The 25,309-nt window shown below is 70.7% G+C and carries 26 protein-coding genes and 1 pseudogene; 13 read left to right on the top strand and 14 right to left on the bottom strand.

The annotated features are described in order from the left end of the window. The first annotated feature begins 4 nt into the window (after positions 1-4). Both ACIBLC_RS30580 and ACIBLC_RS30575 read left to right on the top strand, forming a co-directional pair. On the top strand, positions 5-1,189 hold the full coding sequence (locus ACIBLC_RS30580; protein ID WP_399214563.1) for an SfnB family sulfur acquisition oxidoreductase: 1,185 nt from the start codon (positions 5-7) through the stop codon (positions 1,187-1,189). Positions 1,190-1,202: 13 nt separating this feature from the next. Further along, on the top strand, positions 1,203-2,345 hold the full coding sequence (locus tag ACIBLC_RS30575; protein ID WP_399214562.1) for an LLM class flavin-dependent oxidoreductase: 1,143 nt from the start codon (positions 1,203-1,205) through the stop codon (positions 2,343-2,345). On the opposite strand, the gene ACIBLC_RS30570 is transcribed toward ACIBLC_RS30575, so the two are convergent. The 7 genes from ACIBLC_RS30570 to ACIBLC_RS30540 all read right to left on the bottom strand — a co-directional run bounded on the left by ACIBLC_RS30570 (position 2,335) and on the right by ACIBLC_RS30540 (position 9,915). Continuing rightward, positions 2,335-3,435: an acyl-CoA dehydrogenase family protein gene (locus tag ACIBLC_RS30570; protein ID WP_399214561.1), complete on the bottom strand. Its 1,101-nt coding sequence runs from the start codon at positions 3,433-3,435 to the stop codon at positions 2,335-2,337. The two genes, ACIBLC_RS30575 and ACIBLC_RS30570, sit on opposite strands and share 11 nt — an antisense overlap. A 117-nt stretch (positions 3,436-3,552) precedes the next feature. Next, positions 3,553-4,245 (bottom strand): urea ABC transporter ATP-binding subunit UrtE, encoded by a 693-nt coding sequence (urtE, locus tag ACIBLC_RS30565; protein WP_399214674.1) that lies wholly within the window; start codon positions 4,243-4,245, stop codon positions 3,553-3,555. Positions 4,246-4,254: 9 nt separating this feature from the next. Next, positions 4,255-5,121 (bottom strand): urea ABC transporter ATP-binding protein UrtD, encoded by an 867-nt coding sequence (urtD, locus tag ACIBLC_RS30560; protein WP_399214560.1) that lies wholly within the window; start codon positions 5,119-5,121, stop codon positions 4,255-4,257. Further along, positions 5,118-6,266: an urea ABC transporter permease subunit UrtC gene (gene urtC / locus ACIBLC_RS30555; protein WP_399214559.1), complete on the bottom strand. Its 1,149-nt coding sequence runs from the start codon at positions 6,264-6,266 to the stop codon at positions 5,118-5,120. Before urtC ends, urtD begins: the two co-directional genes overlap by 4 nt. Next, on the bottom strand, positions 6,263-7,159 hold the full coding sequence (gene urtB / locus ACIBLC_RS30550; RefSeq protein ID WP_399214558.1) for an urea ABC transporter permease subunit UrtB: 897 nt from the start codon (positions 7,157-7,159) through the stop codon (positions 6,263-6,265). The genes urtC and urtB overlap by 4 nt, the downstream gene beginning before the upstream one ends. Before the next feature lie 63 nt (positions 7,160-7,222). Further along, complete coding sequence (urtA, locus tag ACIBLC_RS30545; RefSeq protein WP_399214557.1) at positions 7,223-8,533, bottom strand: urea ABC transporter substrate-binding protein; 1,311 nt, start codon at positions 8,531-8,533, stop codon at positions 7,223-7,225. A 269-nt stretch (positions 8,534-8,802) separates the two neighbouring features. Further along, entirely contained in the window at positions 8,803-9,915 is a 1,113-nt protein-coding gene (locus ACIBLC_RS30540; protein WP_399214555.1) for a substrate-binding domain-containing protein, read from the bottom strand. A gap of 113 nt (positions 9,916-10,028) precedes the next feature. Here ACIBLC_RS30540 and ACIBLC_RS30535 point away from each other — a divergent pair, with 113 nt between their 5' ends. The 4 genes and pseudogenes from ACIBLC_RS30535 to ACIBLC_RS30520 all read left to right on the top strand — a co-directional run bounded on the left by ACIBLC_RS30535 (position 10,029) and on the right by ACIBLC_RS30520 (position 14,184). After that, positions 10,029-10,475, top strand: a complete 447-nt coding sequence (locus tag ACIBLC_RS30535) for a MarR family winged helix-turn-helix transcriptional regulator (protein ID WP_399214554.1) — start codon at positions 10,029-10,031, stop codon at positions 10,473-10,475. Positions 10,476-10,627: 152 nt separating this feature from the next. Next, positions 10,628-11,965: pseudogene (locus ACIBLC_RS30530) on the top strand (aldehyde dehydrogenase family protein); the annotation flags it as partial. A 350-nt stretch (positions 11,966-12,315) separates the two neighbouring features. Continuing rightward, on the top strand, positions 12,316-13,206 hold the full coding sequence (locus ACIBLC_RS30525; RefSeq protein WP_399214553.1) for a glycoside hydrolase family 19 protein: 891 nt from the start codon (positions 12,316-12,318) through the stop codon (positions 13,204-13,206). 72 nt (positions 13,207-13,278) lie between these two features. Further along, the gene (locus tag ACIBLC_RS30520; protein ID WP_399214552.1) at positions 13,279-14,184 is read left to right on the top strand and encodes an aldo/keto reductase; all 906 of its coding nucleotides are present in this window, start codon (positions 13,279-13,281) and stop codon (positions 14,182-14,184) included. Between the two features lie 15 nt (positions 14,185-14,199). Here ACIBLC_RS30520 and ACIBLC_RS30515 read toward each other — a convergent pair whose 3' ends face one another. After that, positions 14,200-14,802 (bottom strand): TetR/AcrR family transcriptional regulator, encoded by a 603-nt coding sequence (locus tag ACIBLC_RS30515; RefSeq protein WP_399214551.1) that lies wholly within the window; start codon positions 14,800-14,802, stop codon positions 14,200-14,202. A gap of 124 nt (positions 14,803-14,926) precedes the next feature. Between ACIBLC_RS30515 and ACIBLC_RS30510 the strand changes: the two genes are divergently transcribed. Together ACIBLC_RS30510 and ACIBLC_RS30505 are read left to right on the top strand one after the other, a co-directional pair. Continuing rightward, positions 14,927-15,577: an NAD(P)H-binding protein gene (locus ACIBLC_RS30510; RefSeq protein WP_399214550.1), complete on the top strand. Its 651-nt coding sequence runs from the start codon at positions 14,927-14,929 to the stop codon at positions 15,575-15,577. Then, the gene (locus ACIBLC_RS30505; RefSeq protein WP_399214549.1) at positions 15,574-16,593 is read left to right on the top strand and encodes an NAD-dependent epimerase/dehydratase family protein; all 1,020 of its coding nucleotides are present in this window, start codon (positions 15,574-15,576) and stop codon (positions 16,591-16,593) included. The genes ACIBLC_RS30510 and ACIBLC_RS30505 overlap by 4 nt, the downstream gene beginning before the upstream one ends. Before the next feature lie 36 nt (positions 16,594-16,629). Here ACIBLC_RS30505 and ACIBLC_RS30500 read toward each other — a convergent pair whose 3' ends face one another. Beyond that, on the bottom strand, positions 16,630-17,340 hold the full coding sequence (locus ACIBLC_RS30500) for a dienelactone hydrolase family protein (protein WP_399214548.1): 711 nt from the start codon (positions 17,338-17,340) through the stop codon (positions 16,630-16,632). A gap of 258 nt (positions 17,341-17,598) precedes the next feature. On the opposite strand from ACIBLC_RS30500, the gene ACIBLC_RS30495 reads away from it, so the two are divergent. Both ACIBLC_RS30495 and ACIBLC_RS30490 read left to right on the top strand, forming a co-directional pair. After that, positions 17,599-18,012: a VOC family protein gene (locus ACIBLC_RS30495; RefSeq protein ID WP_399214547.1), complete on the top strand. Its 414-nt coding sequence runs from the start codon at positions 17,599-17,601 to the stop codon at positions 18,010-18,012. A 33-nt stretch (positions 18,013-18,045) separates the two neighbouring features. Beyond that, entirely contained in the window at positions 18,046-19,116 is a 1,071-nt protein-coding gene (locus ACIBLC_RS30490; RefSeq protein ID WP_399214546.1) for an adenosine deaminase, read from the top strand. Here the strand turns inward: ACIBLC_RS30490 and ACIBLC_RS30485 are convergent. Next, positions 19,113-19,613, bottom strand: coding sequence for a DinB family protein (locus ACIBLC_RS30485; protein WP_399214545.1), 501 nt, complete (start codon positions 19,611-19,613; stop codon positions 19,113-19,115). The two genes, ACIBLC_RS30490 and ACIBLC_RS30485, sit on opposite strands and share 4 nt — an antisense overlap. A gap of 52 nt (positions 19,614-19,665) precedes the next feature. Continuing rightward, positions 19,666-20,559, bottom strand: coding sequence for a LysR family transcriptional regulator (locus ACIBLC_RS30480; RefSeq protein WP_399214544.1), 894 nt, complete (start codon positions 20,557-20,559; stop codon positions 19,666-19,668). A 149-nt stretch (positions 20,560-20,708) separates the two neighbouring features. Between ACIBLC_RS30480 and mgrA the strand changes: the two genes are divergently transcribed. Next, positions 20,709-21,707 (top strand): L-glyceraldehyde 3-phosphate reductase, encoded by a 999-nt coding sequence (gene mgrA / locus ACIBLC_RS30475; RefSeq protein WP_399214543.1) that lies wholly within the window; start codon positions 20,709-20,711, stop codon positions 21,705-21,707. On the opposite strand, the gene ACIBLC_RS30470 is transcribed toward mgrA, so the two are convergent. Beyond that, the gene (locus ACIBLC_RS30470; RefSeq protein WP_399214542.1) at positions 21,688-22,686 is read right to left on the bottom strand and encodes an oxidoreductase; all 999 of its coding nucleotides are present in this window, start codon (positions 22,684-22,686) and stop codon (positions 21,688-21,690) included. The genes mgrA and ACIBLC_RS30470 overlap by 20 nt on opposite strands. A 98-nt stretch (positions 22,687-22,784) precedes the next feature. Here ACIBLC_RS30470 and ACIBLC_RS30465 point away from each other — a divergent pair, with 98 nt between their 5' ends. After that, positions 22,785-23,714 (top strand): AraC family transcriptional regulator, encoded by a 930-nt coding sequence (locus ACIBLC_RS30465; protein WP_399214541.1) that lies wholly within the window; start codon positions 22,785-22,787, stop codon positions 23,712-23,714. A gap of 78 nt (positions 23,715-23,792) precedes the next feature. Here the strand turns inward: ACIBLC_RS30465 and ACIBLC_RS30460 are convergent, their stop codons facing one another. Then, positions 23,793-24,080, bottom strand: a complete 288-nt coding sequence (locus tag ACIBLC_RS30460) for a DUF1905 domain-containing protein (RefSeq protein WP_399214539.1) — start codon at positions 24,078-24,080, stop codon at positions 23,793-23,795. A gap of 73 nt (positions 24,081-24,153) precedes the next feature. Then, the gene (locus ACIBLC_RS30455) at positions 24,154-24,534 is read right to left on the bottom strand and encodes a nuclear transport factor 2 family protein (RefSeq protein ID WP_399214538.1); all 381 of its coding nucleotides are present in this window, start codon (positions 24,532-24,534) and stop codon (positions 24,154-24,156) included. 335 nt (positions 24,535-24,869) lie between these two features. Here ACIBLC_RS30455 and ACIBLC_RS30450 point away from each other — a divergent pair, with 335 nt between their 5' ends. Beyond that, on the top strand, positions 24,870-25,280 hold the full coding sequence (locus tag ACIBLC_RS30450) for a hypothetical protein (RefSeq protein ID WP_399214536.1): 411 nt from the start codon (positions 24,870-24,872) through the stop codon (positions 25,278-25,280). The last annotated feature ends 29 nt before the right edge of the window (positions 25,281-25,309 follow it).

Raw genomic sequence — 25,309 nt, 5'->3', positions numbered from 1 at the left:
CCTCATGACCGCCAAAGTGATCTCCGACGACGTCGAGGCCCTGGCCGTCGCCGCCGTGCTCGCCGACCAGTTCCGTACCGGCGCCGCGGCGCGCGACTCCGAACGACGGCTGCCACGGGAGGAGTTGGACCGGCTGTCCGCCTCCGGGCTGCTCGCCGTCACCGTGCCGGCCGCGTACGGCGGCGCGGACGTACGCCAGGAGACCCTCGCCGAGGTCTTCCGGCTGCTGGCCGCCGCAGACGCCAGCCTCGCCCAGATCCCGCAGAACCACTTCGTGTACGTCAACGTGATCCGCCGTCAGGGCACCTCGCAGCAGCAGGAGTTCTTCTTCGCCGAGGTGCTCGCCGGGCGCCGCTTCGGCAACGCCCAGTCGGAAGCGGGCACCAAGCACGTCCAGGACATCCGCACCCGGCTGGAACCGGGCCCGGGCGGCTCGTACGTCCTGAACGGCGTCAAGCATTACTCCACCGGCGCGCTCTTCGCCGACTGGATCCCCGTCCTCGCCCGCGCCGAGGACGACAACCTGCACGTCGCGTACGTCCCACGGGACGCCGACGGGGTCACGGTCGTCGACGACTGGGACGGCATGGGGCAGCGTACGACGGCCAGCGGCACCGTCCGCCTCGACGCCGTGACCGTCCCCGCCGACCGTGTCGTCCCGCACCACCTCACCTTCCAGGGACCTCAACTCCACGGCGCCGTAGCACAGTTGCTGCACGCCGCCATCGACGCGGGGATCGCCGCGGGCGCGCTCGCCCAGGCCGTCGAGTTCGTCCGCACCAAGAGCCGGCCCTGGTTCGAGAGCGGCGTCGACACCGCCGCCGAGGATCCGCTGCTCATCCAGCGCTTCGGTGAACTCGCCATCCAGGTGCGGGCGTCCGAGGCACTGCTCGGCGCGGCGGCCCGCGCGGTGGACGCGGCCGGCGCGGACCTGACCGAGGACTCGGCCGCCGAGGCGTCGATCGCGGTCGCCGCCGCGAAGGTGCACACCGCCGCCACCGCCGTGGAGGTGGCGAGCTCGCTCTTCGAGGTGTCCGGTACCCGCTCGGCTCTCAACGCCCTGAACCTGCACCGGCACTGGCGCGACGCCCGGACCCACACCCTGCACGACCCGGCGCGCTGGAAGATCCAGCACATCGGCCGTTACGTACTCAACGGCACGAAGCCCCCTCGGCACGGCCTGCTCTGAACGGAGACCCCACGTGTCCCTCACCTTCCACTGGTTCCTGCCCACCAACGGCGACAGCCGGCATGTCGTCGGCGGCGGACACGGCACCCCGGCCACCGTCTCGGGACGTGACCGGCCGCCGACGGTCGCCTATCTGAGCCAGATCGCCCGGGCCGCCGAGGAGCTGGGCTTCGTCGGAGCGCTCACGCCCACCGGCGCCTGGTGCGAGGACGCCTGGCTGACCACCGCGATGGTCAGCCAGAACACCGAACGGCTCAAGTTCCTGGTGGCCTTCCGCCCCGGCTTCGTCTCACCCACGCTCGCCGCCCAGATGGCCTCCACATTCCAGCGGCAGACCGGCGGACGGCTGCTGCTCAACGTGGTGACCGGCGGTGAGAGCCACGAGCAGCGCGCCTACGGCGACTTCCTCGACAAGGACGCCCGATACCGCCGTACCGGCGAATTCCTCCAGATCGTCAAGGAACTGTGGGCGGGCGGAACCGTCGACCTGTCTGGCGAACACCTCCACGTCGAGGACGCCAGGCTGGCCCGCGTACCCGACCCGGTCCCCGAGATCTACTTCGGCGGCTCCTCGCCCATCGCCGGTGAGATCGCCGCCCGCCACGTGGACGTCTACCTCACCTGGGGCGAGCCGCCCGCCCAGGTCGCCGAGAAGATCGCGTGGGTGCGCGGCCTCGCCGAGAAGGAGGGCCGGAGCGTCCGGTTCGGGATCCGGCTCCATGTCATCACCCGCGACACCTCCGAACAGGCCTGGGCCGAGGCGCACAAACTCCTCGACGGCTTCGACCCGGAGACCGTGAAGTCCGTACAGGCCGGACTCGCGCGCAGCGAGTCCGAGGGGCAGCGGCGGATGCTCGCGCTGCACGGCGGCAGCCGCGACGGACTGGAGATCCACCCCAACCTGTGGGCCGGGATCGGCCTGGTCCGCGGCGGCGCGGGCACCGCCCTGGTCGGCAGCCACGACGAGGTCGCAGAACGCATCGCCGAGTACCACCGCCTCGGCATCGACGAGTTCGTCTTCTCCGGCTATCCGCACCTGGAGGAGGCGTACTGGTTCGGCGAGGGTGTCCTGCCACGGCTGGCGGCGCGGGGCCTGTGGCGGCACCCGTTCGCGAAGCCGGCCGCTCCGGCGTCGCAGGTGCCGTTCACGAGCTGAGCGGACCCAGCGAACCAGGTGACCCGAGCGAACCGGGTGACCCGAGCGAACCGAGGTGTGCCGTGCGCACCTCGGCCGTCTGCCCCTGCACCAGCAGGAACATCCCCTCGCGCGCCAGCCGCTGCGCCGGGCTGTCCAGGCCGATGGAGCGTCCGCCACCGGCCACGACCGCCGCGGTCGTGGCCGCGCGCATGACGTCGTAGGACCGCGTCTTGACCACCAGCCGCTCGTCGACGCGCTCGGTCGGCACCGGATGGTCGGCCAGCTCGTACGCCTGCCGCCTGACCTCGTCCAGGCGGCCGCGCAGGACGCGAGCGGTCTCCTTCGCGGCGGGACCGCCGTCGGACGACTCCAGCAGGCCGAGCGCGGACGCGGCGACGCCGAAGACGGCCGGTGAGGCGTTGGTGTTCTTCGGCCGGTCGGTTGCCGCCCAGGTCTCGTAGGGGGTACGCAGGGCCACCGCGTCCTCGGGCAGCCACAGCCCGTCCAGCTCCAGGGAGACCGTCCGGGATGCGGTGAGCGCGGCGAGCCGCATCGGCGGTGACGGGCGCATCCCGGGCTGCTCGCGCGCCTCGGTGAACGCGAACAGCGCCTCGCCCTCCTCCGTCACTCCGGCCAGCAGCATGACGTCGTTGAGCCCCCAGCCGGTGTACCAGGGAACCATGCCGTCGAAGCGCCGGCCGCCGCGCTCGCGCGTGACCCTGACCGGGACGCGCGGATAGGCACGCAACTGGGCGTACGCCACCCCCGACAGCAGCTCCCCGCGCGCGAGCGGCCCCAACAGCCGCTCGCGTACAGGGAGTCGGGACTTGGCGAGGGTCTGCACCGGCGTATGGTGCTGGGTCTGCACGAACCAGGTCGAGCAGCACGCCCCGGCCAGGATCTCGGCGGTCTCCCGGGCCACCGAGGCGGGCGCCGCCGACCCGCCGTACTCCACCGGGGCGCTCACCCCCAGCAGCCCGGACCGTTTGACCGCCTCGACACTGCTCGCGGGCACACCTTCCTGGTCCACGCGCTCCGCCTGTGGCGCCAGCACCTCGGCGGCGAGGCGGCGGGCGCTGGTGACGAGGGGATGCGGTGCGGTGCTCATCGGAGGAATCTCCCGGTGTCGAGGTGTCCGGTGCCGATTCAACCTTCCACGCGGGGAGCACCGGGAACCCGGGCCTCGACCGGTCGAGTGCGCGCGTTCACTCGCGGAGCTGCCCCCTCACACGCTGAGCGCCTCCCGCACCGACCGCTCCGCCTCCAGTCCGCCCTCGCCCGCGGACGTGACCCGGCCGGCCTCCAGGACGTAGTACCGCTGCGCCGCCCGCATCGCGAAGCCGACGTGCTGCTCCACCAGGAGGACCGAGAGGCCGCCGCGTGCGGCGAGGGCGAGGATCGTCTCCTCGATCTCGACCACCACCGAGGGCTGGATGCCCTCCGTCGGCTCGTCGAGGAGGAGCAGCCGAGGGCCCGTCACCAGGGCGCGGGCGATGGCGAGTTGCTGTCGCTGCCCGCCGGAGAGCAGCCCGGCGCGCCGGCCCGAGAGGGCGCGAAGCGCCGGGAAGAGGTCCAGTGCCTCGGCGACCGCCGCCCTGCCGCGCGGTCGCCCGTCGGCGACCAACTGGAGGTTCTCCGCCGTCGTGAGGTGCGGGAAGGCCTGCTGCCCCTGGGGCACGTAGGCCATACCGCGGGCCACCCGCTCGTGGGGCCTGCGGCGGGTGATGTCCTCGCCGTCGAGACGGACGGCGCCGCTCTGCGGGGTGAGCAGCCCGACGGCCGTTCGAAGGAGGGTGCTCTTGCCGGCGCCGTTGTGTCCCAGCACCGCCGCCACGCCGTCGTGCGGTACCTCGACGGAGACCCCGTGCAGGACCGAGCTTCGGTGGTAGCCGACGCGTACGTTGTCGATCTCCAGCATCATGTCCGCTCACGCCTCCTGTACGGCGACGCCCGCGGAGGCCTCGCCAAGGGGAGCCCCATCGGCCGGAACCTCGGCCGCGCCGGCCGTTGTCCCGCCGGGTGGAGCCTCACCGATCGGAGGCTCGGCGGTCGGCGTGTCCGCCGCGTGCCCGAGATACACCTCCTGCACCTTCGGATCCGCCTGCACCTCGGCCACCGTCCCCTCGCTCAGCACCTTGCCCGCGTGCAGCACACTGACGCTGCGGGCGAAGGAGCGCATGAAGTCCATGTCGTGCTCGATGACGACGACGGTCCTCTCCTGGCTGATGAGCTCCAACAGCTCACCGGTGGCCTGCCGTTCGTCGTGGCTCATGCCTGCCACCGGTTCGTCGAGCAGCAGCAGCCGTACGTCCTGGACGAGCAGCATCCCGATCTCCAGCCACTGCTTCTGACCGTGTGCGAGCGTCCCGGCCTGGTTGTCGGCGAGTTCCGTCAGTCCCACGGTCTCCAGTGCGTGGGCGACTGGCTCCGGCACCGTTTTGCGGCGGCGCAGCATCGTCAGCATGCCCCGGCCCGCGCCCGCCGCGATGTCCAGGTTCTGAAGGACCGTCAACTCGTCGAAGACCGTGGCGGTCTGGAAGGTCCGGCCGATTCCCGAGCGGGCGATCCGGTGCACGCTGCGCCCGAGGATGTCCTCGCCTCCGAAGCGCACCGATCCCCTTGCCTTCACCAGTCCGGTGACGGCGTCGACCAGGGTGGTCTTGCCGGCGCCGTTCGGCCCGATGAGGAAACGCAGATCGCCCGGGCGCACATCGAGGTCGACGCCGTCCACGGCGGTGAACCCGTCGAAGGAAACGCGCAGTTGCCGTATCTCAAGACCCTCGAGCTCACTCATACCGCTTCTCCCACAGGAAGGACGGGCGCCTTCTCGTCGAGCCGTTGATCGTCGGCCGGCGGAGAGGTTCGGCGCCGCCGCCGTACGATCCCCACCAGCGAGGCGAGACCGCCCGGCAGGAAGGCCAGCGCCACGATGAACAGCAGGCCCTGGAAGTAGGTCCAGGCCGCCGGGAACTCCTCCGACAGCGCCGTCTTGGCCCAGGCGACCCCGACGGCGCCGAGCACCGCGCCCACCAGGATCGCCCGGCCGCCGACCGCGGCGCCGATGACCAGCTCGATGGACGGCACGATCCCGATCAGCGCGGGCGAGATGATCCCGACCGCGGGCACGAACAGCGCGCCCGCGAGCCCGGCCATGCCGGCCGCCACGACGTACGCGACGAGCTTCACGTTCGCCGGGTTGTACCCGAGGAAACGCACCCGCTCCTCGGAGTCCCGTACGGCCACCAGGAGTTCGCCGTATCTGCTGTGGATCAGCTGACGGGCGAGGGCGATCAGGAGGAGCAGGGCCGCCGCGATGACGAAGTACACCATCCGCTGGTTGACCGGGTCGTCGAGGTCGTAGCCGAAGAAGCCCTGGATGTCGGTGAGTCCGTTGGTGCCGCCGGTGGTGGCCTGCTGGCCGATCAGCCAGATGGCGAAGGCGGCGGCGAGGGCCTGGCTGAGAATGGCGAAGTACGCGCCCTTCACCCGGCGCCGGAAGATGAACGACCCGAGGATCGCCGCTACGCCCATCGGCAGCAGGACGGTCGCCGCCAGCGCGAAGACCGGGTTCGCGAACGGCTGCCACCACCAGGGGAGTTCGGTGGCGGTGCCGTACAGCTGCATGAAGTCGGGGAGGTTGCCGGGACCCGCGTCCGCGATCTTCAGATGCATGGCCATCGCGTAGCCGCCGAGCCCGAAGAAGACACCCTGGCCGAGCGTCAGCAGACCGCCGCGGCCCCAGGCCAGACAGATGCCCACGGCGACCATCGCGGTGCACAGGTACTTGGCGAGCAGCCCGAGCCGGAAGTCGGACAGCGCGAGCGGGGCCACGGCGAAGAGCACGGCGGCACCCACGGCGAACCCGGCCGCCAGACGCGCGGCGGCGAACCGGCCCTTGAAGCGGGCGAGTTGCTTCGGCGCCGGGGGAGTGGTGGTCATACGAGACTCCTCGTACGCAGCGTGTACAGCCCCTGGGGCCGCCACTGGAGGAACGCGACGATGCCCACCAGGACCAGCACCTTGGCGACGCTGACGGTGGTGGAGTACTCCAGCACGGACTGGAGGACGCCCAGCACGAAGGCGACGATCACCGTGCCCTTGAGCTGTCCGATGCCGCCGACCACGATCACCAGGAAGGCGTCGATGATGACGTTGGTGCCCATCGTGGGCCCGATCGGACCCACCAGGGTCAGGGCCACCCCGGCGACTCCGGCGAGCCCGGACCCGATGAAGAACGCGGTGCGGTCGACGCGTCCGGTGGAGATGCCGGAGACCTCGGCCAGGTCCCGGTTCTGCACGACGGCGCGGATGCGCCGCCCGAGCGGCGTCAGCCGCAGCGTCAGGGACAGCGCGAGGACCGCCGCGAGCGCCAGCCCGAGAATGAACAGGCGGCTGTTGGCGAATGTGAGCGGGTCGTCGCCGCCGATGACGGTGATGTTCCCGGTGAGGACGTCGGGCGCCCGGGTCTGCACATTCGGGGCGCCGAAAATGTCACGGGCGAGTTGTTGGAGCATCAGGGAGACGCCCCATGTGACGAGAAGTGTGTCGAGTGGCCTGAGGTAAAGGCGGCGAATGAGCAGCCATTCAAGGAGCGCGCCGAGTGCCCCCGACACGAGAAAGGCGACGGGAAGCGCGACCAACAGCGAAAACCCCGCGCTGGAAATGGACTTCTGCAGGACAAAGGTGGTGTAGGCGCCGGCCATGATGAACTCGCCGTGGGCCATGTTGATGACATTCATCTGGCCGAAGGTGAGCGAGAGGCCGAGCGCGATGAGCAGCAGAACGGCACCGATGCTGACGCCGGTGAACATCTGCCCGAGGATCACGGTCATGCGGCGACTCCGGGGAGGCGGGACGCGGGGGCCGCTTCACGAAGGGCCCCCGCGCGCGGGTGATCAGGAGAGGCCGGCGGCCCAGTCGTAGCCCTTGAGGAAGGGGTCCGGCTTGATCGGTTCGCCGGAGTCCCAGACCTGCTCGATCAGTCCGTCGCCGCCGATCCTGCCGATGCGGGCGGTCTTGTAGATGTGCTGACTGGCGCCGTCCACGGTGACCTTGCCCTCGGGCGCGTCGAAGGTGATGCCGTCAGAGGCGGCCTTGACCTTCTCGGGGTCGAACGACTTCGCCTTCTCTACCATCGCCTTCCACAGGTAGACCGAGGTGTAGGCGGCCTCCATCGGGTCACTGGTCGGTTTGTCCTGGCCGTACTTGTCCTTGTACGCCTTCACGAACTTGGTGTTCGCCGCGCCCGGAGTCGTCTGGTAGTAGTTCCAGGCCGTCAACTGGCCCTCCAGGTACTGCGCCCCGATCGACTTGACCTCCTCCTCGGCGATCGACACCGAGACGACCGGCATGCCCTTGGCGGTCAGGCCCGAGGACTTGTACTCCTTGAAGAAGGCGACGTTCGAGTCACCGTTGAGGGTGTTGAAGACCGCGTCCGCCTTCGACGCCTTCACCTTGTTGGCGATCGTGCTGAACTCCGTGGAGCCCAGCGGCGCGTAGTCCTCGCCCAGCACGGTCATACCGTTGGCCTCGGCGTACGCCTTGATCTCCTTGTTGGCGGTGCGCGGGAAGACGTAGTCGCTGCCGACCAGGTAGATCTTCTTCTTGCCCTGGCTCTTGAGGTAGTCGAGCGCCGGGATGATCTGCTGGTTGGTGGTCGCTCCCGTGTAGAAGATGTACGGGGACTCCTCGAGCCCCTCGTACTGCACGGGGTAGAACAGCAGCGACTTGTTCTTCTCGAAGACCGGCTTGACGGCCTTGCGGCTCGCGGAGGTCCAGCAGCCGAAGGTGGCCGCGACCCGGTCCTGCGAGATCAGCTTCTGCGCCTTCTCGGCGAACGTCGGCCAGTCCGAGGCGCCGTCCTCGCTGACCGGCTTGATCTTCTTGCCGAGCACTCCGCCCGAGGCGTTGATCTCCTCGATCGCCAGCTTCAGCGAGTCGCGCACGGTCACCTCGCTGATCGCCATCGTGCCGGACAGCGAGTTGAGCAGTCCGACCTTGACGGTGTCGCCGCTCACGTCCGCCTGCGCGGCCTTGTCGGACGTACCGGCCGCGTCGGTCTTCGCGCCGCACGCGGAGAGTGCGACGACGGCCGTGAGCGCGGCGGCGCCGGCCACGAACCGGCGTCGGGAGATACGGGAACCGATGGAAACGCTTGAACCGATGGAACCAGTGGAACCGATGGAACCGCTTGAACCGCTGGACAAAAGAACCCCCTCGGGCTGTGGAGGAGACGACCTCATGAAGTGCGGTCCACAGCCTCAAGTCACCCTGTTTCCAAGGCGTTTCAGTACACTTTCCCAGCCGTATCTTCCCGCTCTCATGGAGCCCTCATGGGGCAATAGCGGGGCATTCGGGGGGCGTTCACGGGACAACAAAAAATGCCCGGGGCGGAATTCGACATGTGAATTCACAATTCGCCCGAGGCATTCTGGTTACTTCCTGTGGGAAGTATCTTGGCGCGGGCGCGGTCATGTCAAGGGTGGGAACCGTGAAGGCCGAGCTGGGCGACCACGTCGAAGCCGACACCGTCCGCCCGCGCCAGGTAGATGCGCTGGCGGACGTGGCCGCCCCGCAGGTGAAGCAACCCGCGCGGGCCCTCGTACGACACCGACTCGGCCGCCGCCCCGATCGCCGACACGTCGAGGGTCCTGGCCTGCCCGATCAGCGCGGCCAGCAACAGCACGCCCTCGTAACAGGATTCGCCCAGGCTCCCCAGCGTCGGCGCCTCGATGCCGAACCGTCCGGCGTACCGGCCGTGGAAGTCGAGGGTGTCCTGGTTCGCCAGCGAGGCGAAGAACCCGGCGGTGCTGTAGAGGTCGACGGTGGCCGTCGGTCCGCTCGCCATCAGCATGTTCTCGTCCATCAGCGTGCTCAGCCGCAGACAGCGCGCGTCGAGGCCGGCCGCCGCGAACGCCCGGTTGAAGCGGACCGCGTCGCTGCCGACGAGCAGCATGAGCACACCGTCGGCGTCCGACCGCTCGACGCGCCGCAGTACGGCGTCGAAGTCGTGTGTGCCCAGGGGGAGATACACCTCTCCCTGGATCCTGCCGCCGGCCTCCCGCGCGTAGGCGTGCGCGGCCCGCGCCGTACGGCGGGGCCACACATAGTCGTTGCCCACCACGAACCAGCGCCGCACCCCGCGTTCATGGGTCAACAGGGCCATCGCGGGACGCAGTTGGTCGCGAGGAGTCTCGCTGGTCAGGAACACGCCCGCGGTGTTCTCCCCGCCCTCGTACAGCGCCGTGTAGACGTACGGCACCCGATGCGCGATCCTCGGCGCCAGTGCCTGCCGCACCGAGGAGATGTGCCAGCCCGTGACGCCCTGCACGACTCCCAGGTCGACCAACGCCTCGACGTGGTCGGCGACTTCGCGTGGTCCGCTGCCACCGTCGACGGGCAGCAGCCGCAGTTCCCTGCCGAGGACGCCGCCCGCGCGGTTGACCTCCTCGGCGGCCAGCTGCGCGCACAGTTCGCAGGTCGGTCCGAAGATTCCCGCCGAGCCCTGCATGGGGAAGACGAGCGCCACCCGGAACACGGAGTCGTCTGCCGTGAACCAGTCGGGCGGAGGCGGATCGTGCCGGAACATGGCGTCATGATTCCGGGTCCGCCCGGTGAACTCCAGTCTGTCTCATACCATGTACAGCCCCGGGATCCAGGGCCTGTCCGGCATGATCCGCGGGACGGACCGTAGGGAGCAGGATGCCCACCCCAACTCCGCGTCAGGCCCAGGATCTGGCGCACCTCCTGACGCGGGCCGAGCGGCTGGCCGCGCGGCGGCTGCAGAGCGTGCTCGACGAGGACGGCTGCTCGCTCGACGCGTGGCGGGTGCTCGCCCTGCTCGGCGACGGCCAGGGGCATCACATGACGGCGATAGCCGAGGCCGCCTTCCTGCCGCCCCCGACTCTGACCAAGCTGGTCGACCAGCTCGTCGACCAGAACCTCGTCCACCGCCGGGTCGATCCGGCCGACCGGCGCCGCATCCTCGCCCACCTCACCCCGCGCGGACAGACGTACTGGCGACGCCTGGACCGTGCGGTCCGCGCGGGGTGGCCGGTGCTCAGCGACGCCGACGACGAACTGCTGCGGGCCCTGCTGGGACGCCTGGCGGACACGCTCGACGGGGCGGACACCGAGACCGCCCTCTGACGCTCTCCGTATCGCTATGGTCGCGGAGGGTGTTCTCGCATGCCCGGAATTTATTTGGGCAGGTGAAAGGTTGGTATATACATCCAGCTGTACGTTCCGCTTGACGTCCAGCTACCGAGTACGCCGCGCGATGGCCCCACCCGTCCGCGCCAGACCAGCGAGGCACTGTGAACCACTCCACCCCCGAGCAGCCCGCCGACGTCGTCTCCCGGCTGCGCGCCACCTTCCGCTCCGGCCGCACCAAGCCCGTCGAATGGCGTACGACCCAGCTCCGCCGGCTGCGCGAGCTGCTCACCACGCACGGCGAGGACATCGCCGCCGCCCTCCACGCGGACCTCGGCAAGAGCTCCACGGAGTCCTTCCGCACCGAGATCAACTTCACCGTGCGCGAGATCGACCACACCCTGGACCACCTCGACGCCTGGCTGCGCCCCGAGTCCGCCCCGGTCCCGGAGTACCTCGGTGACGACGCGACGGCCTGGACGCAGTACGACCCGCTGGGTGTCGTCCTGGTCATCGCGCCCTGGAACTACCCGGTGCAGCTCCTGCTCACCCCGCTGCTCGGCGCCCTCGCCGCCGGCAACGCGGTGGTGGCGAAGCCCAGCGAACTGGCTCCCGCCACCTCGGCGATCCTGGCCCGGCTGCTGCCGCGGTACCTCGACACCGACGCGGTCGCGGTCGTCGAGGGTGCCGTCCCGGAGACCACGGCCCTGCTGGCCGAGCGCTTCGACCAGATCTTCTACACCGGCAACGGCACGGTCGGCCGCATCGTGATGCGCGCCGCCGCCGAGCACCTCACTCCCGTCGCCCTCGAACTGGGCGGCAAGTCCCCGGCGTTCGTCGACCGCGGCACCGACCTTGCCGTCGTCGCCGACCGACTCGTCCGCGGGAAGTTCCTCAACGCCGGGCAGACCTGCGTCGCACCCGACTACGTCCTGACCGACCCCGAGACCGCGCGTGCGCTGGAGCCCGAGCTCGTCCGGGCGGTCGAGGCGGTCTTCGGTGCCGAGCCGAAGACGTCCACCGACTTCGGGCGGATCGTCAACGAACGGCACTTCGACCGGCTCAGCTCGCTGCTCGACTCCGGCCGCGCCGTCACCGGCGGCGACAGCGACCGCGCCGTCAAGTACATCGCGCCGACCGTCCTGGCCGACGTCGACCCCAAGTCGCCGGTCATGGCGGAGGAGATCTTCGGTCCGATCCTGCCGATCGTCACGGCGGCGGACCTCGACGAGGCCATCGGCTTCATCAACGACCGCGACAAGCCGCTGGCCCTGTACGTCTTCACGGACTCGGACACCACCCGGCGGCGGCTCGCCGCCGAGACCTCCTCCGGCGGTCTCGGCTTCGGTCTGCCGCTCGCACATCTGACCGTCTCCGACCTGCCGTTCGGCGGGGTCGGCGAGAGCGGCATGGGCAGCTACCACGGGCGCTACTCGATCGAGACGTTCAGCCACCGCAAGGCGGTGCTGGAGAAGCCGCTCGCCTGACGCGGGAAGCGTGACGGAGGACGCGGGCGGTGGCCCGGGCCGGTGCACAACCGGCCCGGGCCACCGCCTTGTGCACCTGTCCGCAGGTGTCCGGAGCATCCCGGTACCGAGTCGGGTACCGGGGTGGCCTCAAATGTCGCCCGACGTCAGCCAGTTCACTGCCAACGTTGTCGGATCTGATTGGTCTACACCCTTGACTGGTACAGACCAAAGCGGTTGAGTGTGCTTCCACACCCCCCACCACGGCCGCCCCCGACGCCGTGTCCGGCCCAACCGGCGCGTGCGTACAAGGGTCTGCTCAGCTCTGCCCTTGGCCGGGCGCGGCCGTGCTCCGAAGAGGAGTTGATCCTGTGTCGAGGCGCCGCATCTCCGCGATCATGGCCGCTGTCATCATCGGAACCGCCGCACCGGCGCTACTGCCGGCCACGAGCGCTTCCGCCGCGGCCTGTTCGAGCTACCCGAGCTGGGTGGCCGGCAAGGCGTACGTCACCGGCAACGTCGTCCGCTACACCGACGGCAAGGCCTACATAGCCGAGCACGACAACCCGGGCTACGACCCCACCATCAGCACCTGGTTCTGGGAGCCGTACGCCTGCGACAGCGGCCCCGGCAACCCTGTCGGCGACTTCGTCGTGACGGAGGCGCAGTTCAACCAGATGTTCCCGGGCCGGAACTCCTTCTACTCCTACAGCGGGCTGACCGCCGCGCTCAGCGCCTACCCGGCCTTCGCCAAGACGGGCAGCGACACGGTGAAGAAGCAGGAGGCCGCGGCCTTCCTGGCCAACGTGAACCACGAGACCGGCGGACTGGTCCACATCGTGGAGCAGAACACGGCCAACTACCCGCACTACTGCGACTGGAGCCAGTCCTACGGCTGCCCGGCCGGCCAGGCCGCCTACTACGGCCGCGGCCCCATCCAGCTCAGCTGGAACTTCAACTACAAGGCCGCCGGTGACGCGCTCGGCATCGACCTCCTCAACAACCCCTGGCTCGTGCAGAACGACTCCTCGGTGGCCTGGAAGACCGGCCTCTGGTACTGGAACACCCAGTCCGGGCCCGGCACCATGACCCCGCACAACGCCATGGTCAACGGCGCGGGCTTCGGCCAGACCATCCGCTCCATCAACGGCTCCCTGGAATGCGACGGCCGCAACCCCGCGCAGGTCCAGAGCCGCGTCGACGCCTACAACCGCATCACCGGCATCCTCGGCGTCACCCCCGGCGCCAACCTCTACTGCTGACCTCGGCCGTGTCCGTATGAGGGGCCCCGGACCTCGTACCCGTCCCGGCGGATCCTGTGCGAAGCTGCCGCGATGACCTCAGAGCAGATCACCGCGGCAGCCGCGGGCACATGGAAACTCGGAGATCTCCCCGTCAACCGCGTCGGATTCGGTGCGATGCGGCTGACGGGCAGCGCGGCCTTCCACCAGGGAGTGCCGAGCGACCGTGCACGCTCGATCGCCGTGCTGCGGCAGGCGATCGAGCTCGGCGTCAACCACATCGACACCGCCGCCTTCTACTTCTCCTCGCTGCGTTCCGCGAACGAATTGATCAACAGCGCGCTCGCCCCTTACCCGGAAGGCCTGGTCATCGCCACGAAGGTGGGGCCGCACCGCGAGTACTCGGGGGAGTGGGGCACCGCCGCCAGGCCGGACCAACTGCGCGGCCAGGTCGAGGAGAACCTGCGCCAGCTCGGCCGCGAGCACCTCGACGTCGTGTACCTCCGCCGGATGCGGCAGGGCTCCATCGCCGAGCACTTCGGCGCGCTGGCCGAAATGCGGGACGCCGGCCTGATCCGGCACCTCGGCGTTTCCGGGATCGAGTCCAGGCACCTCGCCGAGGCGCAGGCCATCGCGCCGGTGGTGAGCGTGGAGAACCAGTACGGCCTCGATTTCCCGGACCCCGAGACGGACGCCGTGCTGCGGGCCTGCGGCGAACAGGGCATCGCGTTCGTGCCGTTCTTCGCCATCGCGGGCAAGGGGGGCGCGCGGGGCGCGAGCGGGACCGCGGACGACGAGGTCGCCGCCGTCGCGCGTGCGCACGGGGCGACCCCCGCGCAGGTCCGGCTCGCCTGGACCCTGCGCCAGGGCGCGCACGTCCTCGCCATCCCCGGCACCGGGAACCCGGACCACCTCACGGAGAACGTGGCCGCGGGCGCGCTCCGGCTCACCGACGGCGAAACGGCCCGCCTCGACGCGCGCCACACGCGAGGGGAGTGAGCACGAAGCCGCTGTTCAGGATTCGGCCCCCCGCGCACCCGCCTCAGGTGTGCCCGGCGCTCCGAGCCGCAAGCCGTCGATGACCAGGTCCAGGAGGCGTGCCACCCGCGCCTTCCCCTCCTCGCCGGGGCCGGTCCGCCACAGGAATCCGAGCATCAGGAGTACGTCGTCGGGGTCGACGCCGGGACGGATGCAGCCGTCCTCCTCGCAGGCGCGCAGCAACAGGGTGACGGCGCCGATGACGGCCCCGTAGATCTCCCCCTCGAGGGCGTCGTCGGTCAGGGAGTGCAGCACGTCGGACACGCCGTGCTTGATCCGCCCGTAGTAGGCGAGCCGGTCGAACCACAGGCGCAGTGCCTCCAGGGGAGGGTGGTCCTTGAGCAACTCCGGGGCGTAACCGGCCAGTTGGTCGACCTCGTGGCGGTAGACCGCCAGGATGAGCGACTCGCGGGTGGGGAAGTGCCGGTAGAGCGTCCCCGGGCCGACGCCGGCCTTCTTGGCGATGGAGTTGAGCGAGGCGTGGCCGGCGGCCGTGAACGCGTCGCGTGCGACCTCGATGATGCGGGCGCGGTTCTGCCGCGCGTCCGCCCGAACGGGCTCGTTCCGCTGCTCGGCCATGCTGGGCCCTCCATCCTTCCACCGGGTATCGCTTGCGTACCGGAGACCTCTCCGTTACTGTCGAGAGCGATCCGGAGACCTCTCCGGTCTTGTCGAGCATACGTGGGCGAAGGCGGGTACGTACATGAAGGTCGTTCTCTTCGGGGCGAGCGGCATGGTCGGGCACGGGGTGTTGCGTGCGTGCCTGGACGACGACGGCGTCGAGAGCGTCACCGCGGTCGTCCGGCGCCCGCTCGCCACCCGCCACCCCAAACTCCACGAGGTCGTGCACGCGGACTTCACCGACCTCACCGGCGCGGCCGCCTCCTTCGACGGCGCCGACGCCTGCTTCTTCTGCCTGGGCGCCCCGTCGTCCGGACTCACGGAGGCCGAGTACACCCGGGTCACCCACGACTACGCCCTCGCGGCGGCCCGCGAGCTGCTGCCGCTGAACGGCGGCCTGACCTTCGTCTACGTCTCGGGAGCCGGCGCCGACAGCGCGAGCGGGACGATGTGGGCGCGGGTGAAGGGCCGGACGGAGGACGCACTGCTGGCCATGCCGTTCCACGCGTACGCCTTCCGGCCGGGCTACATCAGGCCCCGGCGGGGCGCCCGCCCCGGAACCCGCTCCTACCGCCTGCTGCGGCGCGTCTTCCCGCGGCACATGACCACGACCGACACACTCGGCCGGGCCATGCTCGCGGTGGCGAGACTCAAGGGGCGGGGGCCGCGCGTTCTCGACACCACGCGGATCAACAGCCTCGGTGCCCTGCCCCGGGCGGAGGTGGCGTCATGAGTGGGACCGTCCTGGTGACCGGCGGCACCGGATTCGTCGCCGGCTGGTGCATCGTCGAACTGCTGGAACAGGGCTACGACGTGCGCACCACGGTGCGCGGCGCGTCCCGCGAGGAAGCCGTACTGACAGCCGTTTCCAGCGCCGTGGACCCGGCGGGCCGCCTGAGCTTCGCCGTCGCGGACCTGACGTCGGACGAGGGCTGGGCGGAGGCGGTCGAGGGGTGCGAGTACGTCCTGCACGTGGCCTCGCCGCTGGGTGCGGACGCGCCCAAGGACCCGGACGCGCTGATCGCTCCGGCCCGGGACGGTGCCCTGCGGGTGCTGCGCGCCGCGACGGACGCGGGAGTACGGCGGGTGGTCATGACGTCCGCGTGCGCCGCCGCGAACCCGCCCCTGGCGACCCCCGACAGCGTCAGCGACGAAACGCGCTGGACCGACACCGACGACCCGACCCTGACCGCCTACCGGAAGTCGAAGGCCGTCGCGGAACAGGCGGCCTGGAACCACATGCGGGATCACGAGGGGCCGACGACACTGGCCACGGTGCTGCCGGGAGCGGTCTTCGGTCCGCTGCTCGACGCCGCGAACCGGGGCTCGGTGCAGGTCATCGAGCGGCTGCTGAGCGGGCGGATGCCCGGAACCCCCCGGATCGGCTTCGAGGTCGTCGACGTGCGCGACCTCGCCGACATCCACGTACGCGCCATGACCTCACCCCAGGCGGCGGGGCAGCGGTTCATCGCGGTCGGCGATTTCCTCTGGATGTCCGAGATCGCCCAGGAGCTGCGCGGCGCGCTCGGTGACGCGGCGGGGAAGGTGCCCACGCGCAAACTCCCCGACTTCGCGGTCCGTCTGCTGGCGCGCTTCGACCCCGGCGTTCGCGCGGTCGCGCCGTACCTGGGGCGCAAGCACCTGCACTCCGCCGACAAGGCGCGGCGGACCCTGTCCTGGCAGCCGCGCCCCGCCGCCGAGACCCTCGCCGACTGCGCGCGGAGTCTCGCCGCCCACCAGGTGGTGTAGGTCCACCGTCGTGCGGCGGGGCGGCCTCCCGGGGACTCAGCCCAACTGCTCGCGCAGGAAGGCCACCGTGCTCTGCCAGGCCTGTGCGGCGGCCTCGGGGTCGTACACGCCCGGACGGCCGTCGTTGAAGAAGGCGTGCTGGGCGGGGTACAGGCGCAGGTCCGGGGTGATGCCGGACTGCTGCTCGATCGCCTCGCTCAGCTCGTCCAGGCTCTCCTTGGGAATGCTCGTGTCGAGTTCGCCGTAGTGGCCCTGCACCTGCGCCCTGAGGCCCGAGAAATCGGGCAGCTCGCCACGGATGACGCCGTAGAACGGCACCGCCGCGGTGACCCGCGGGTCAGCCGCGGCCAGGTACAGGACGAAGCCGCCGCCCATGCAGAAACCGACCGAGCCCACCGTGGCGGAGGTCACCTCGGGCAGCCCGAGGAGGTGGTCGACCGCGCCGGAGAGCAGTTCCACTCCCCGCGACACCGGCAGCTCCTTCATCATCCGCAGCGCCTCGTCGCTGTCGTGGGCGACGCTGCCGCCGTACAGGTCGGGCGCGAGAGCCACGAAACCCTCCGCCGCCAGCCGGTCCGCGACGTCCGCGATGTGATCGGTCAGACCCCACCACTCCTGGATGACGATGACGCCGGGCCCCTGCCCGGACGGCGGCAGCGCCAGATAGCCGTGCGCGGTGGCCCCGGCGCTGGCGAACGTCACGTTCTGACGGGCGGGGGTTCCGGTCGACTTCGGCAGCTCGGACATGGCACTCAACTCCTGTGGGGACAGCGTCGGGTGGGGGCACGGCGGGACCGGCCCCGAGTCGATCTCCACCATGCCACGGCCACCTGAGACGCCCTCTCCCGGCCCGCCGGGACCGGCCGCCCCGCCCGGACCGCCCCGCCCCGGGCGCGAACACGAAGGGTCCCGCCCGCTTCGCCCCGAGGTCCCGTCGAAATGCCGCACACGAAATGCCGTACGCTACGTGTTACGTATAACCCCGGAGCTCGCGGAGGGACCCTGATGAGACGCGTCGCCCTGGTCACCCTTGTGGTCGACGACTACGACGAGGCGATCCGCTTCTACACCGGAGCCCTCGGCTTCCGGCTCGTCGAGGACACGCCGCGGCCGGACGGCTCCCGCTGGGTCGTCGTCGAGCCGGGCCCGCACGGACAGGGAACGGAAGGCCACGGCACCGGGCTGGTGCTCGGCCTTGCCAAGGACGAGGCGCAGCGCGCGCGGGTCGGCGACCAGACCGGCGGGCGCGTGGGCTTCTTCCTGCACACCGACGACTTCGCCCGCGATTACGACCGGATGCGCGCCGCGGGCGTGACCTTCCTGGAGGAGCCGCGCCACGAACCGTACGGCTCGGTCGTCGTCTTCCAGGACCTGTACGGCAACCGCTGGGACCTGCTCCAGCCCGCCCCCGACGCCTGACCCATCGAACCGACCTGCCGAGGAAACCCACGCATGACCGCGCCCCGTATCGACATCGACACCATCCGCCGGCTCCCCAAGGCCGTCCTGCACGACCACCTCGACGGCGGCCTGCGCCCCGCCACCCTCGTGGAGCTCGCGGAGTCGGTCGGCCACCCGCTGCCCACCACCGACCCGGACGCCCTCGCGGCCTGGTACTTCGAGGCCGCCAACTCCGGTGACCTGGTGCGCTACATAGCCACCTTCGAGCACACCCTCGCGGTGATGCAGAGCCGCGAGGGACTGCTGCGCACCGCCGAGGAGTACGTTCTCGACCTGGCCGCCGACGGTGTGGTCTACGGCGAGGTCCGGTACGCGCCCGAGCTGATGCTGAACGGCGGGCTGAACCTGCCCGAGGTCGTCGAGACCGTGCAGGAGGGTCTGGCGGCGGGCATGGCGAAGGCGGCCGCCGCCGGCACGCCCGTCCGCGTCGGCACGCTGCTGTGCGGGATGCGGATGTTCGACCGGACCCGGGAGATCGCGGACCTCGCGGTGGCGTTCCGGGACGGCGGCGTCGTCGGCTTCGACATCGCCGGGGCCGAGGACGGCTTCCCGCCCGCCGACCACCTCGCCGCCTTCGAGCACCTGCGCCGCGCGAACGTTCCTTTCACGATCCACGCCGGTGAGGCCCACGGCCTGCCCAGCATCCACCAGGCCCTCCAGGTCTGCGGCGCCCAGCGCATCGGCCACGGCGTCCGCATCACCGAGGACATCGTCGACGGCAAGCTGGGCCGCGTCGCGGGCACGGTCCGCGACCGCCGTATCGCCCTCGAGATGTGCCCGACGTCCAACCTTCAGACCGGCGCGGCGGCCTCCATCGCCGACCACCCCATCACCGCGCTGCGTGACCTCGGCTTCCGGGTCACCCTCAACACCGACAACCGTCTGGTGTCGGGTACGACGATGACCCGCGAGATGGCGCTCCTGGTCGAGGAGGCGGGCTGGACGGTGCGGGACCTGCGTACGGTCACCGTGAACGCCCTCAAGAGCGCCTTCATCCCGTTCGACGAGCGCAACGCCCTCATCCGCGACGTGGTCCTGCCCGGCTACGAGGCCGCGCTCTAGGTGAGCCCGCGCGCGTACGCCGCCTGGCCGACGTGCTGGAGATCGTCGGCCAGGACGCTCACCAGGCGCGCGCCCAGGGTGACCGGCGGGTCCCAGCGCTCGTCCACGACGCGCTCCAGGTCCTTGGCGCCCAGCTCGCGGACGAACCCGAGCGTCTGTTCGTGCACGGCGTCGTAGTAGCCCAGCAGCAGGTCGCCAGAGTCCACCCGGACCTGGGCGACCTGCTCGGGCGTGTGCCCGTACCCGGTGTCCCGATCGGGGAGGCCCAGCGCGAAGCGGTCGGCCCAGCCCTGGGCGAGCCAGACCTGTTCGAGCTCGGCCACGTCGGCGACATGGTCGTCCTGGACGCGGGTGAGATGCCAGACCAGCCAGGAGATCGAGTTGGCGCCGACGGCGGGAGGGGTGTTGAGGCCGTCCGGTGGCAGCCCTTCGACCGAGGCATGGACCTCTTCCTGGATACGGCTGTACGCGTCGATGAGGATGTCCTTCGCATGCATGTGTCCACCATCGCTCATCCAGGTCCCGCGCGCGCGGGACTCCCGGGAGTCGTCAGACCCTCTCGTCCGGGGCGTCGAGCAGGATCATCAGCGCCCGCGCGGCCGGACTGGTGGCGTCCGGAGGCGGCAGCATGGCGACGGTCTCGTACGACGCCTCCTTGACGCCCTTGAAGGGGAGGGCGGTGAGACCGCCGGCCTCGCGCTTGACGCTGAAGTGCCGTGGCACGACGGCGATTCCGAGGCCCTCCTGGACGAGCTCGAGGAGACTGTGCACGTCGTTGACCTCGAGGGTCACCGTCCGGTGGACGCCCGCCGCGGCGAAGGCCGCGTCGGTGGTGAGGCGCGGTCCCCAGTCCGGATGGAAGTCGACGAAGTCCTCGCCGCCCAGCTCCTCGGGCGCGAGTACCGCGGCGGTCGCCAGCCGGTGCGTCGGATGGCAGAGCACGGTCATCGGCTCGCTGGTCAGCGGCACCGAACGCAGCTGGTCGGTGTCCGCCTGGGTCCGCACGGCGAAGGCCAGGTCGAGCCGCCCGGCGGCGACCTCCTCGGCCAGCGCCCCGGATCCCGCCTGCCGCAGACAGATCTCGACGTCCGGGTGGCGGCGGCGGAACGCGGCGAGGAGCGTGGCCACGTGCACGCCTGCGATGCACTGTTCGGCGCCGAGGGTGAGCGAGCCGCGCAGCACGCCCTGCACCGCGGCCACGGCGTCGTGGGCCGAGCGGACCTGGGCCAGGATCCGCTCCGCCTCGACCAGCAGGGCCCGGCCGGCCGCCGTGAGGGTGACGCGTCGGGTGGTGCGGACGAACAACGGGGCCTGAAGCTCCCGTTCCAGGGCGCGGATCGAGGACGACAGGCCGGACTGCGACACCATCAGCCGCTCGGCCGCCCGGGTGAAATGCTGGTCCTCGGCGACCGCGACGAAATGCTGGAGATGGCGCAGTTCCATGAGGCGCAAGGGTAGCCGCCGCCCGGGAGACCGTCATCGCCGATTGAGAAGCACCGGCGCTGAATCTCATCCGATTCTCCCGTTGGACCGCTGCCCCGGACGCGCGCGAGAGTGGAGACCTGATTTTCCCGGCATCTCAGGAGTCCACGTTGTACACCGCACACACCGACCGTTACGCGGACATGCCCTACCGGCGCACCGGACGCAGCGGCCTGAAGCTCCCCGCGCTGTCGCTCGGCCTGTGGCACAACTTCGGCCCCGACCGGCCGGCGGAGACCCAGCGCGCGATCCTGCGCCGTGCCTTCGACCTCGGCGTCACCCACTTCGACCTGGCGAACAACTACGGCCCGCCGCCCGGCGCCGCCGAGTCCGCCCTCGGGGAAGCCCTGAAGGCGGACTTCGGGCCCTACCGCGACGAGCTGGTCATCTCCACCAAGGCGGGCTACCTGATGTGGCCGGGCCCGTACGGCGAATGGGGTTCGCGCAAGTACGTGCTGTCCTCGCTGGACCAGAGCCTGGGTCGCATGGGCCTCGACCACGTGGACATCTTCTACTCGCACCGCCCGGACCCGGAGACTCCCCTCGAGGAGACGATGGGCGCCCTGCACTCGGCTGTCCAGCAGGGCAAGGCGCTGTACGTCGGCGTCTCCAACTACTCGCCGGAGCAGACCCGCGAGGCCGCCCGCATCCTGGGCGAACTGGGCACCCCGCTCCTCATCCACCAGCCGCGCTACTCGATGCTCGACCGCCGCGCCGAGGAAGGGCTCCTGGACACCCTGGACGAGCTGAAGGTCGGCTCGATCGCCTACTCGCCGCTCGACCAGGGGCTGCTGACCAGCCGCTACCTCGACGGGATCCCGGAGGGCTCGCGGGCCGCCGGCGACAGCCCGTTCCTGACCGCGGACACGCTCACCGAGGATCTCGTACGACAGCTGCGCGCCCTCGACGAGGTCGCGAAGTCCCGCGGCCAGTCCCTGGCCCAGCTCGCGCTGGCATGGGTGCTGCGCGGCGGCCGGGTGACCTCCGCGCTCATCGGCGCGAGCAGCACCCGGCAGCTGGAGGACAGCGTGACGGCCACCCGCGCCCTGGACTTCGACCCGGAGGAGCTGGCCCGGATCGACGCGATCATCAAGCCGGCCGGTCAGTGAGGCGCTCGCTGAGCTCCCAGAGCCGGTCGGCCGCCTCGGGGTCGACGGCGTAGGGCAGCACGCCCGCGTTCCAGGACCTGTTCATGAGGGTCCAGTCGCGTCCCTCCTCCAGTGACATCGGGGGTGCGACGTCGCTGTTCTCGCAGTACAGGCCGCCCATGGAGTCGAGCAGGGGGCTGGTGGCGCACCAGACGCCGGTGGCCGCTCCGTGTTCGACGGTCTTGAGCTGGCGCTCCGGGTCCAGCACCGGGCGCCCGTCTTCGTCGAGCACGCCGACGGCCTTGAGGTCCTCCTCGGCGAGGTACTTCTTCAGGTTGGTCTCGACGATGCTTCCCGGGTGGAGGGAGAAGGCCCGCACCCCGTCGGCCTTCGCCCGGGCGTCCAGCCCGACCGCGAAGAGGATGTTGGCCGTCTTGGACTGGCCGTAGGCGGCCCAGCGGTCGTACTCGCGGCGCTCGAAGTGCGGGTCGTCGAACACGACGGGGGAGAAGCGGTGCCCCCAGGACGACACCGAGACGACCCGGGCGCCGCCCGCGCGACGCAGCGCCGGCCGCAGCCGGGCGACGAGCTGGAAGTGGCCGAGGTGGTTGGTGGCGAACTGTGCCTCGTAGCCCCGTGCGTCGCGCGTCAGCGGAGTCGCCATGATGCCCGCGCTGTTCACGAGGATGTGCAGCGGCCGGCCGGAGGCGAGAAAGCGCTCGGCGAAGGCGTCGACGGAGGCGGGGTCGAGCAGATCCATCGTCTCGACCTCCACGCCGTCCACCCCCTTCAGTGCGGCCCGCGCCCTGTCGGTGTCGCGCGCCGGTACGACGACTTCGGCGCCCGCCGACCGCAGTACGCGCGCGGTCTCCAGGCCGATGCCGGAATAGCCTCCGGTGACGACGGCGACCTTGCCGGTCAGGTCGATGCCCTTGATGACGTCCTCGGCGGTGGACGCGGCGCCGAAGCCGGAGTGCAGGGGTTCTTGGACGGTGGTCATGGCTCGGGTCTCCTTCAGTGGCTGTACCGCCACCGTACGACCGAAGATCCGGACGATGAATGCTTGATAGTCCGTATTACTTGCGCGATAGTACGGGTATGCCTGCCGATCCGCTGTCCGACACCCTCGCCCTCACCGACGCCCGGTGCGTCATCTCCGGTGGATTCACCGCGGGCGGCGACTGGGCCCTTCGCTTCCAGAGGCCCGGCATGCTCAAGATCACCGCGGTGGTCCGGGGGCGGTTCTGGGTGGCCCTCGACGATTCCCCGGAGGCCGTGCTGCTGGAGGCCGGGGATGTGGCCGTCTTCGACGGCAGCCGCCCCTTCGTGATCTCCAGCGATCCGGCACTGGAGCCGGCCGACGCGTCGACGCTCTTCGCCGACGCGGCCGGACCCATGGTCCGGCTCGGCGAGGGCGCGGACGTCGTCTCTGTCGGCGGTCATGTCGAGCTGGGGCGCTCCGGCGAGGAGTTGCTGCTGCACGCGCTGCCCCCGCTGATGCATGTCCGCGCCGGGGCCGACGAGGCCCCCGTGCTGAGCTGGCTGCTCGACCAGCTCGTCCATGAGCTGACCGCCGGCCACGCAGGGGCCGACTTCGCGTCCGACCAGCTCGCCCAGCTGATGTTCGTCCAGGTCCTGCGCGCCTACCTCGCGGACGCCGACGCGCTTCCGGCGGGACGGCTGAGGGCTCTCGCCGACGAACGCATCGCCCCCGCCCTGCGCCTGATGCACGCCGAGCCGGGCCGCCCCTGGCAGCTGGAGGAGCTCGCCAGGGCGGCGGCGATGTCGCGGACCACCTTCGCCGAGCGTTTCCGGGCCGTGGCCGGCGTACCGCCCCTGACCTATCTGCTCGACTGGCGGATGAGCCTGGCCCGGCGTGCCCTGCGGGACGGCGAGTCGTCGGTGTCGGCGCTCGCCCAGCGGGTCGGGTACACCTCGGAGAGCGCGTTCAGCAACGCCTTCAAGCGCACGACCGGCATCGCCCCGAAGCGCTACCGCGACGCGGCCCGTGCGGCGGCCACGACGTGAGCGGAACGGCCACGTGCTGAGCCGTACGTCATCGACCCGACCCGACCCGTACGTCCCCGACCCGAGCCGGGGGCCGCGTCACCCGTGGAGCCGCTCCTCCAGGTGCACCGTCACCGTCCCGCCCTCCTCCTTCCCGATCGCTCGGCGCACCTCGGCCTTCACCGGCAGCATGTGGGTGCCGTCTCCCAGTGCCATGAAGGAACTGCGGAAAGGACGGCCGTTGATCGTGCCGCTGACCTTGACCAGTCCGCGGGTCCCGAAGAACGCGACGGACTCGGGCCATGTGACGTAGGTCCAGCCGCCGGCTCCGGGACGCTTCCGCAGGACGGCGGTGAAACGCGCGTCCACCTTGCTCACGGTGCTCATGGGGTCCTCGCTCTCCGTCGGTGTCCTGTTGAAGAGACCACCGTGAGCCGGGAAACTCATCGCGGAGCGGCGGTCACTGGGCCGGGACGCGGTCCAGGAACCCGTGCACGCTCCGGATGCGGTCCTCGTCGTCGAGAGTGATCACGTCGAATCCGGCGACGGGCGCCGAACCGTCCGACTCGTGGACCAGCTCCCAGCCGAAGCGGGCGATGTCGTGGTGTCCGTCGACCGAGCCCGTGAGGCGGAAGGCGAAGCCCGGGAACTGCTCGTGCGCCGCGGCGATCACGGCGGCGAGCTGCTCGTGGCCGCGGACCTCGGCCAGCGGATCGGTGTAACTGCCGCCCACGGCCCACGCGGTGGCGACGGCCTTCGCGAGCGCGTCGGGCTCACCGGCGTTCCAGGCCTCGAAATAACGGGTGACGGCACTCTCATAGCGGTCGTTGCTTGCGGACATGGTTGCTCAGCCTCCATCGAGATGGGTTCGTGCTGGTCGGGGCCCGGATCCAGTGGGTGGTGCGCCGCTGGGATCCGGTACCGCAACCATGCCCGGAGGCCCTCGGAGGCGTCGATTACCTCCGAGGTAAGGGAGGCCCGCCGTGTTTCGGCCAAACGCGTCGCCGAATATGCCAGGAGACTGGCTGGAATGGCGTGGTGACAGAGTGTCAGGAGTGGCGATACTCAAAACAAGGGCAATTCAGCCAAGCCCGTACAGCGCCATCATGCACCGCAGACGAGCCGCAGGGAAAGTGAGGCACTACCGGCAGCGAGCGCCGCGATGGGGGAGCGATCGTGCACGACGAATTCCTGTGCTATGTCACCGCCTACGGAATATGCGGCGGTCAGCGCGTCGGCGTACCCCTCGGGACGTATCGCGCGCCCACCCTGGCGCTGGCCCTGTGGTGGATGCGGGACCGTGCCGCGTGGATGGCCGAGCGGCTGGACCCGCAGCCCGAGGATCCGACCTTCCCGCCGAACTCGATCGCGCCGGTGGGGTCGACCGTCCCCGACGTCCCGACCGTGCTGCGTGCCTGGTGCGGCGACTCGATGCAACAGGAGCTGGTCGCCGAGGAGTTGGCCGCCGGAAAGCTGGTGCGTATCGCCACCAACGACGACACCACCGAGTACGAGTTGATGGCCGAGTCCGTGGACGCGCGCCGTATGCAGCGGACCGCCGCCGTGCTCGGCACCTCGGCGGCCTGACCCCCGCGTTCGCCGGCCCCGCCGCATCG

This window comes from Streptomyces sp. NPDC050535 (assembly GCF_044457665.1).
Lineage (GTDB): Bacteria > Actinomycetota > Actinomycetes > Streptomycetales > Streptomycetaceae > Streptomyces.
This window is presented reverse-complemented; position numbering and strand designations above follow the sequence as displayed.

Excerpts from the sequence above, each read along its gene's own strand:
- ACIBLC_RS30535 (WP_399214554.1), top strand. The coding sequence starts at position 10,029 with ATGCCCACCCCAACTCCGCGTCAGGCCCAGGATCTGGCGCACCTCCTG.
- urtC (WP_399214559.1), bottom strand. The coding sequence starts at position 6,266 with ATGACCACCACTCCCCCGGCGCCGAAGCAACTCGCCCGCTTCAAGGGC.
- ACIBLC_RS30485 (WP_399214545.1), bottom strand. The coding sequence starts at position 19,613 with ATGCATGCGAAGGACATCCTCATCGACGCGTACAGCCGTATCCAGGAA.
- ACIBLC_RS30540 (WP_399214555.1), bottom strand. The coding sequence starts at position 9,915 with ATGTTCCGGCACGATCCGCCTCCGCCCGACTGGTTCACGGCAGACGAC.
- urtD (WP_399214560.1), bottom strand. The coding sequence starts at position 5,121 with ATGAGTGAGCTCGAGGGTCTTGAGATACGGCAACTGCGCGTTTCCTTC.
- ACIBLC_RS30500 (WP_399214548.1), bottom strand. The coding sequence starts at position 17,340 with ATGTCCGAGCTGCCGAAGTCGACCGGAACCCCCGCCCGTCAGAACGTG.
- ACIBLC_RS30470 (WP_399214542.1), bottom strand. The coding sequence starts at position 22,686 with ATGACCACCGTCCAAGAACCCCTGCACTCCGGCTTCGGCGCCGCGTCC.
- ACIBLC_RS30510 (WP_399214550.1), top strand. The coding sequence starts at position 14,927 with ATGAAGGTCGTTCTCTTCGGGGCGAGCGGCATGGTCGGGCACGGGGTG.
- urtB (WP_399214558.1), bottom strand. The coding sequence starts at position 7,159 with ATGACCGTGATCCTCGGGCAGATGTTCACCGGCGTCAGCATCGGTGCC.
- ACIBLC_RS30455 (WP_399214538.1), bottom strand. The coding sequence starts at position 24,534 with ATGTCCGCAAGCAACGACCGCTATGAGAGTGCCGTCACCCGTTATTTC.
- ACIBLC_RS30490 (WP_399214546.1), top strand. The coding sequence starts at position 18,046 with ATGACCGCGCCCCGTATCGACATCGACACCATCCGCCGGCTCCCCAAG.
- ACIBLC_RS30465 (WP_399214541.1), top strand. The coding sequence starts at position 22,785 with ATGCCTGCCGATCCGCTGTCCGACACCCTCGCCCTCACCGACGCCCGG.
- ACIBLC_RS30505 (WP_399214549.1), top strand. The coding sequence starts at position 15,574 with ATGAGTGGGACCGTCCTGGTGACCGGCGGCACCGGATTCGTCGCCGGC.
- ACIBLC_RS30580 (WP_399214563.1), top strand. The coding sequence starts at position 5 with ATGACCGCCAAAGTGATCTCCGACGACGTCGAGGCCCTGGCCGTCGCC.
- ACIBLC_RS30520 (WP_399214552.1), top strand. The coding sequence starts at position 13,279 with ATGACCTCAGAGCAGATCACCGCGGCAGCCGCGGGCACATGGAAACTC.
- ACIBLC_RS30570 (WP_399214561.1), bottom strand. The coding sequence starts at position 3,435 with ATGAGCACCGCACCGCATCCCCTCGTCACCAGCGCCCGCCGCCTCGCC.
- ACIBLC_RS30515 (WP_399214551.1), bottom strand. The coding sequence starts at position 14,802 with ATGGCCGAGCAGCGGAACGAGCCCGTTCGGGCGGACGCGCGGCAGAAC.
- ACIBLC_RS30495 (WP_399214547.1), top strand. The coding sequence starts at position 17,599 with ATGAGACGCGTCGCCCTGGTCACCCTTGTGGTCGACGACTACGACGAG.
- urtE (WP_399214674.1), bottom strand. The coding sequence starts at position 4,245 with ATGCTGGAGATCGACAACGTACGCGTCGGCTACCACCGAAGCTCGGTC.
- ACIBLC_RS30480 (WP_399214544.1), bottom strand. The coding sequence starts at position 20,559 with ATGGAACTGCGCCATCTCCAGCATTTCGTCGCGGTCGCCGAGGACCAG.
- ACIBLC_RS30460 (WP_399214539.1), bottom strand. The coding sequence starts at position 24,080 with ATGAGCACCGTGAGCAAGGTGGACGCGCGTTTCACCGCCGTCCTGCGG.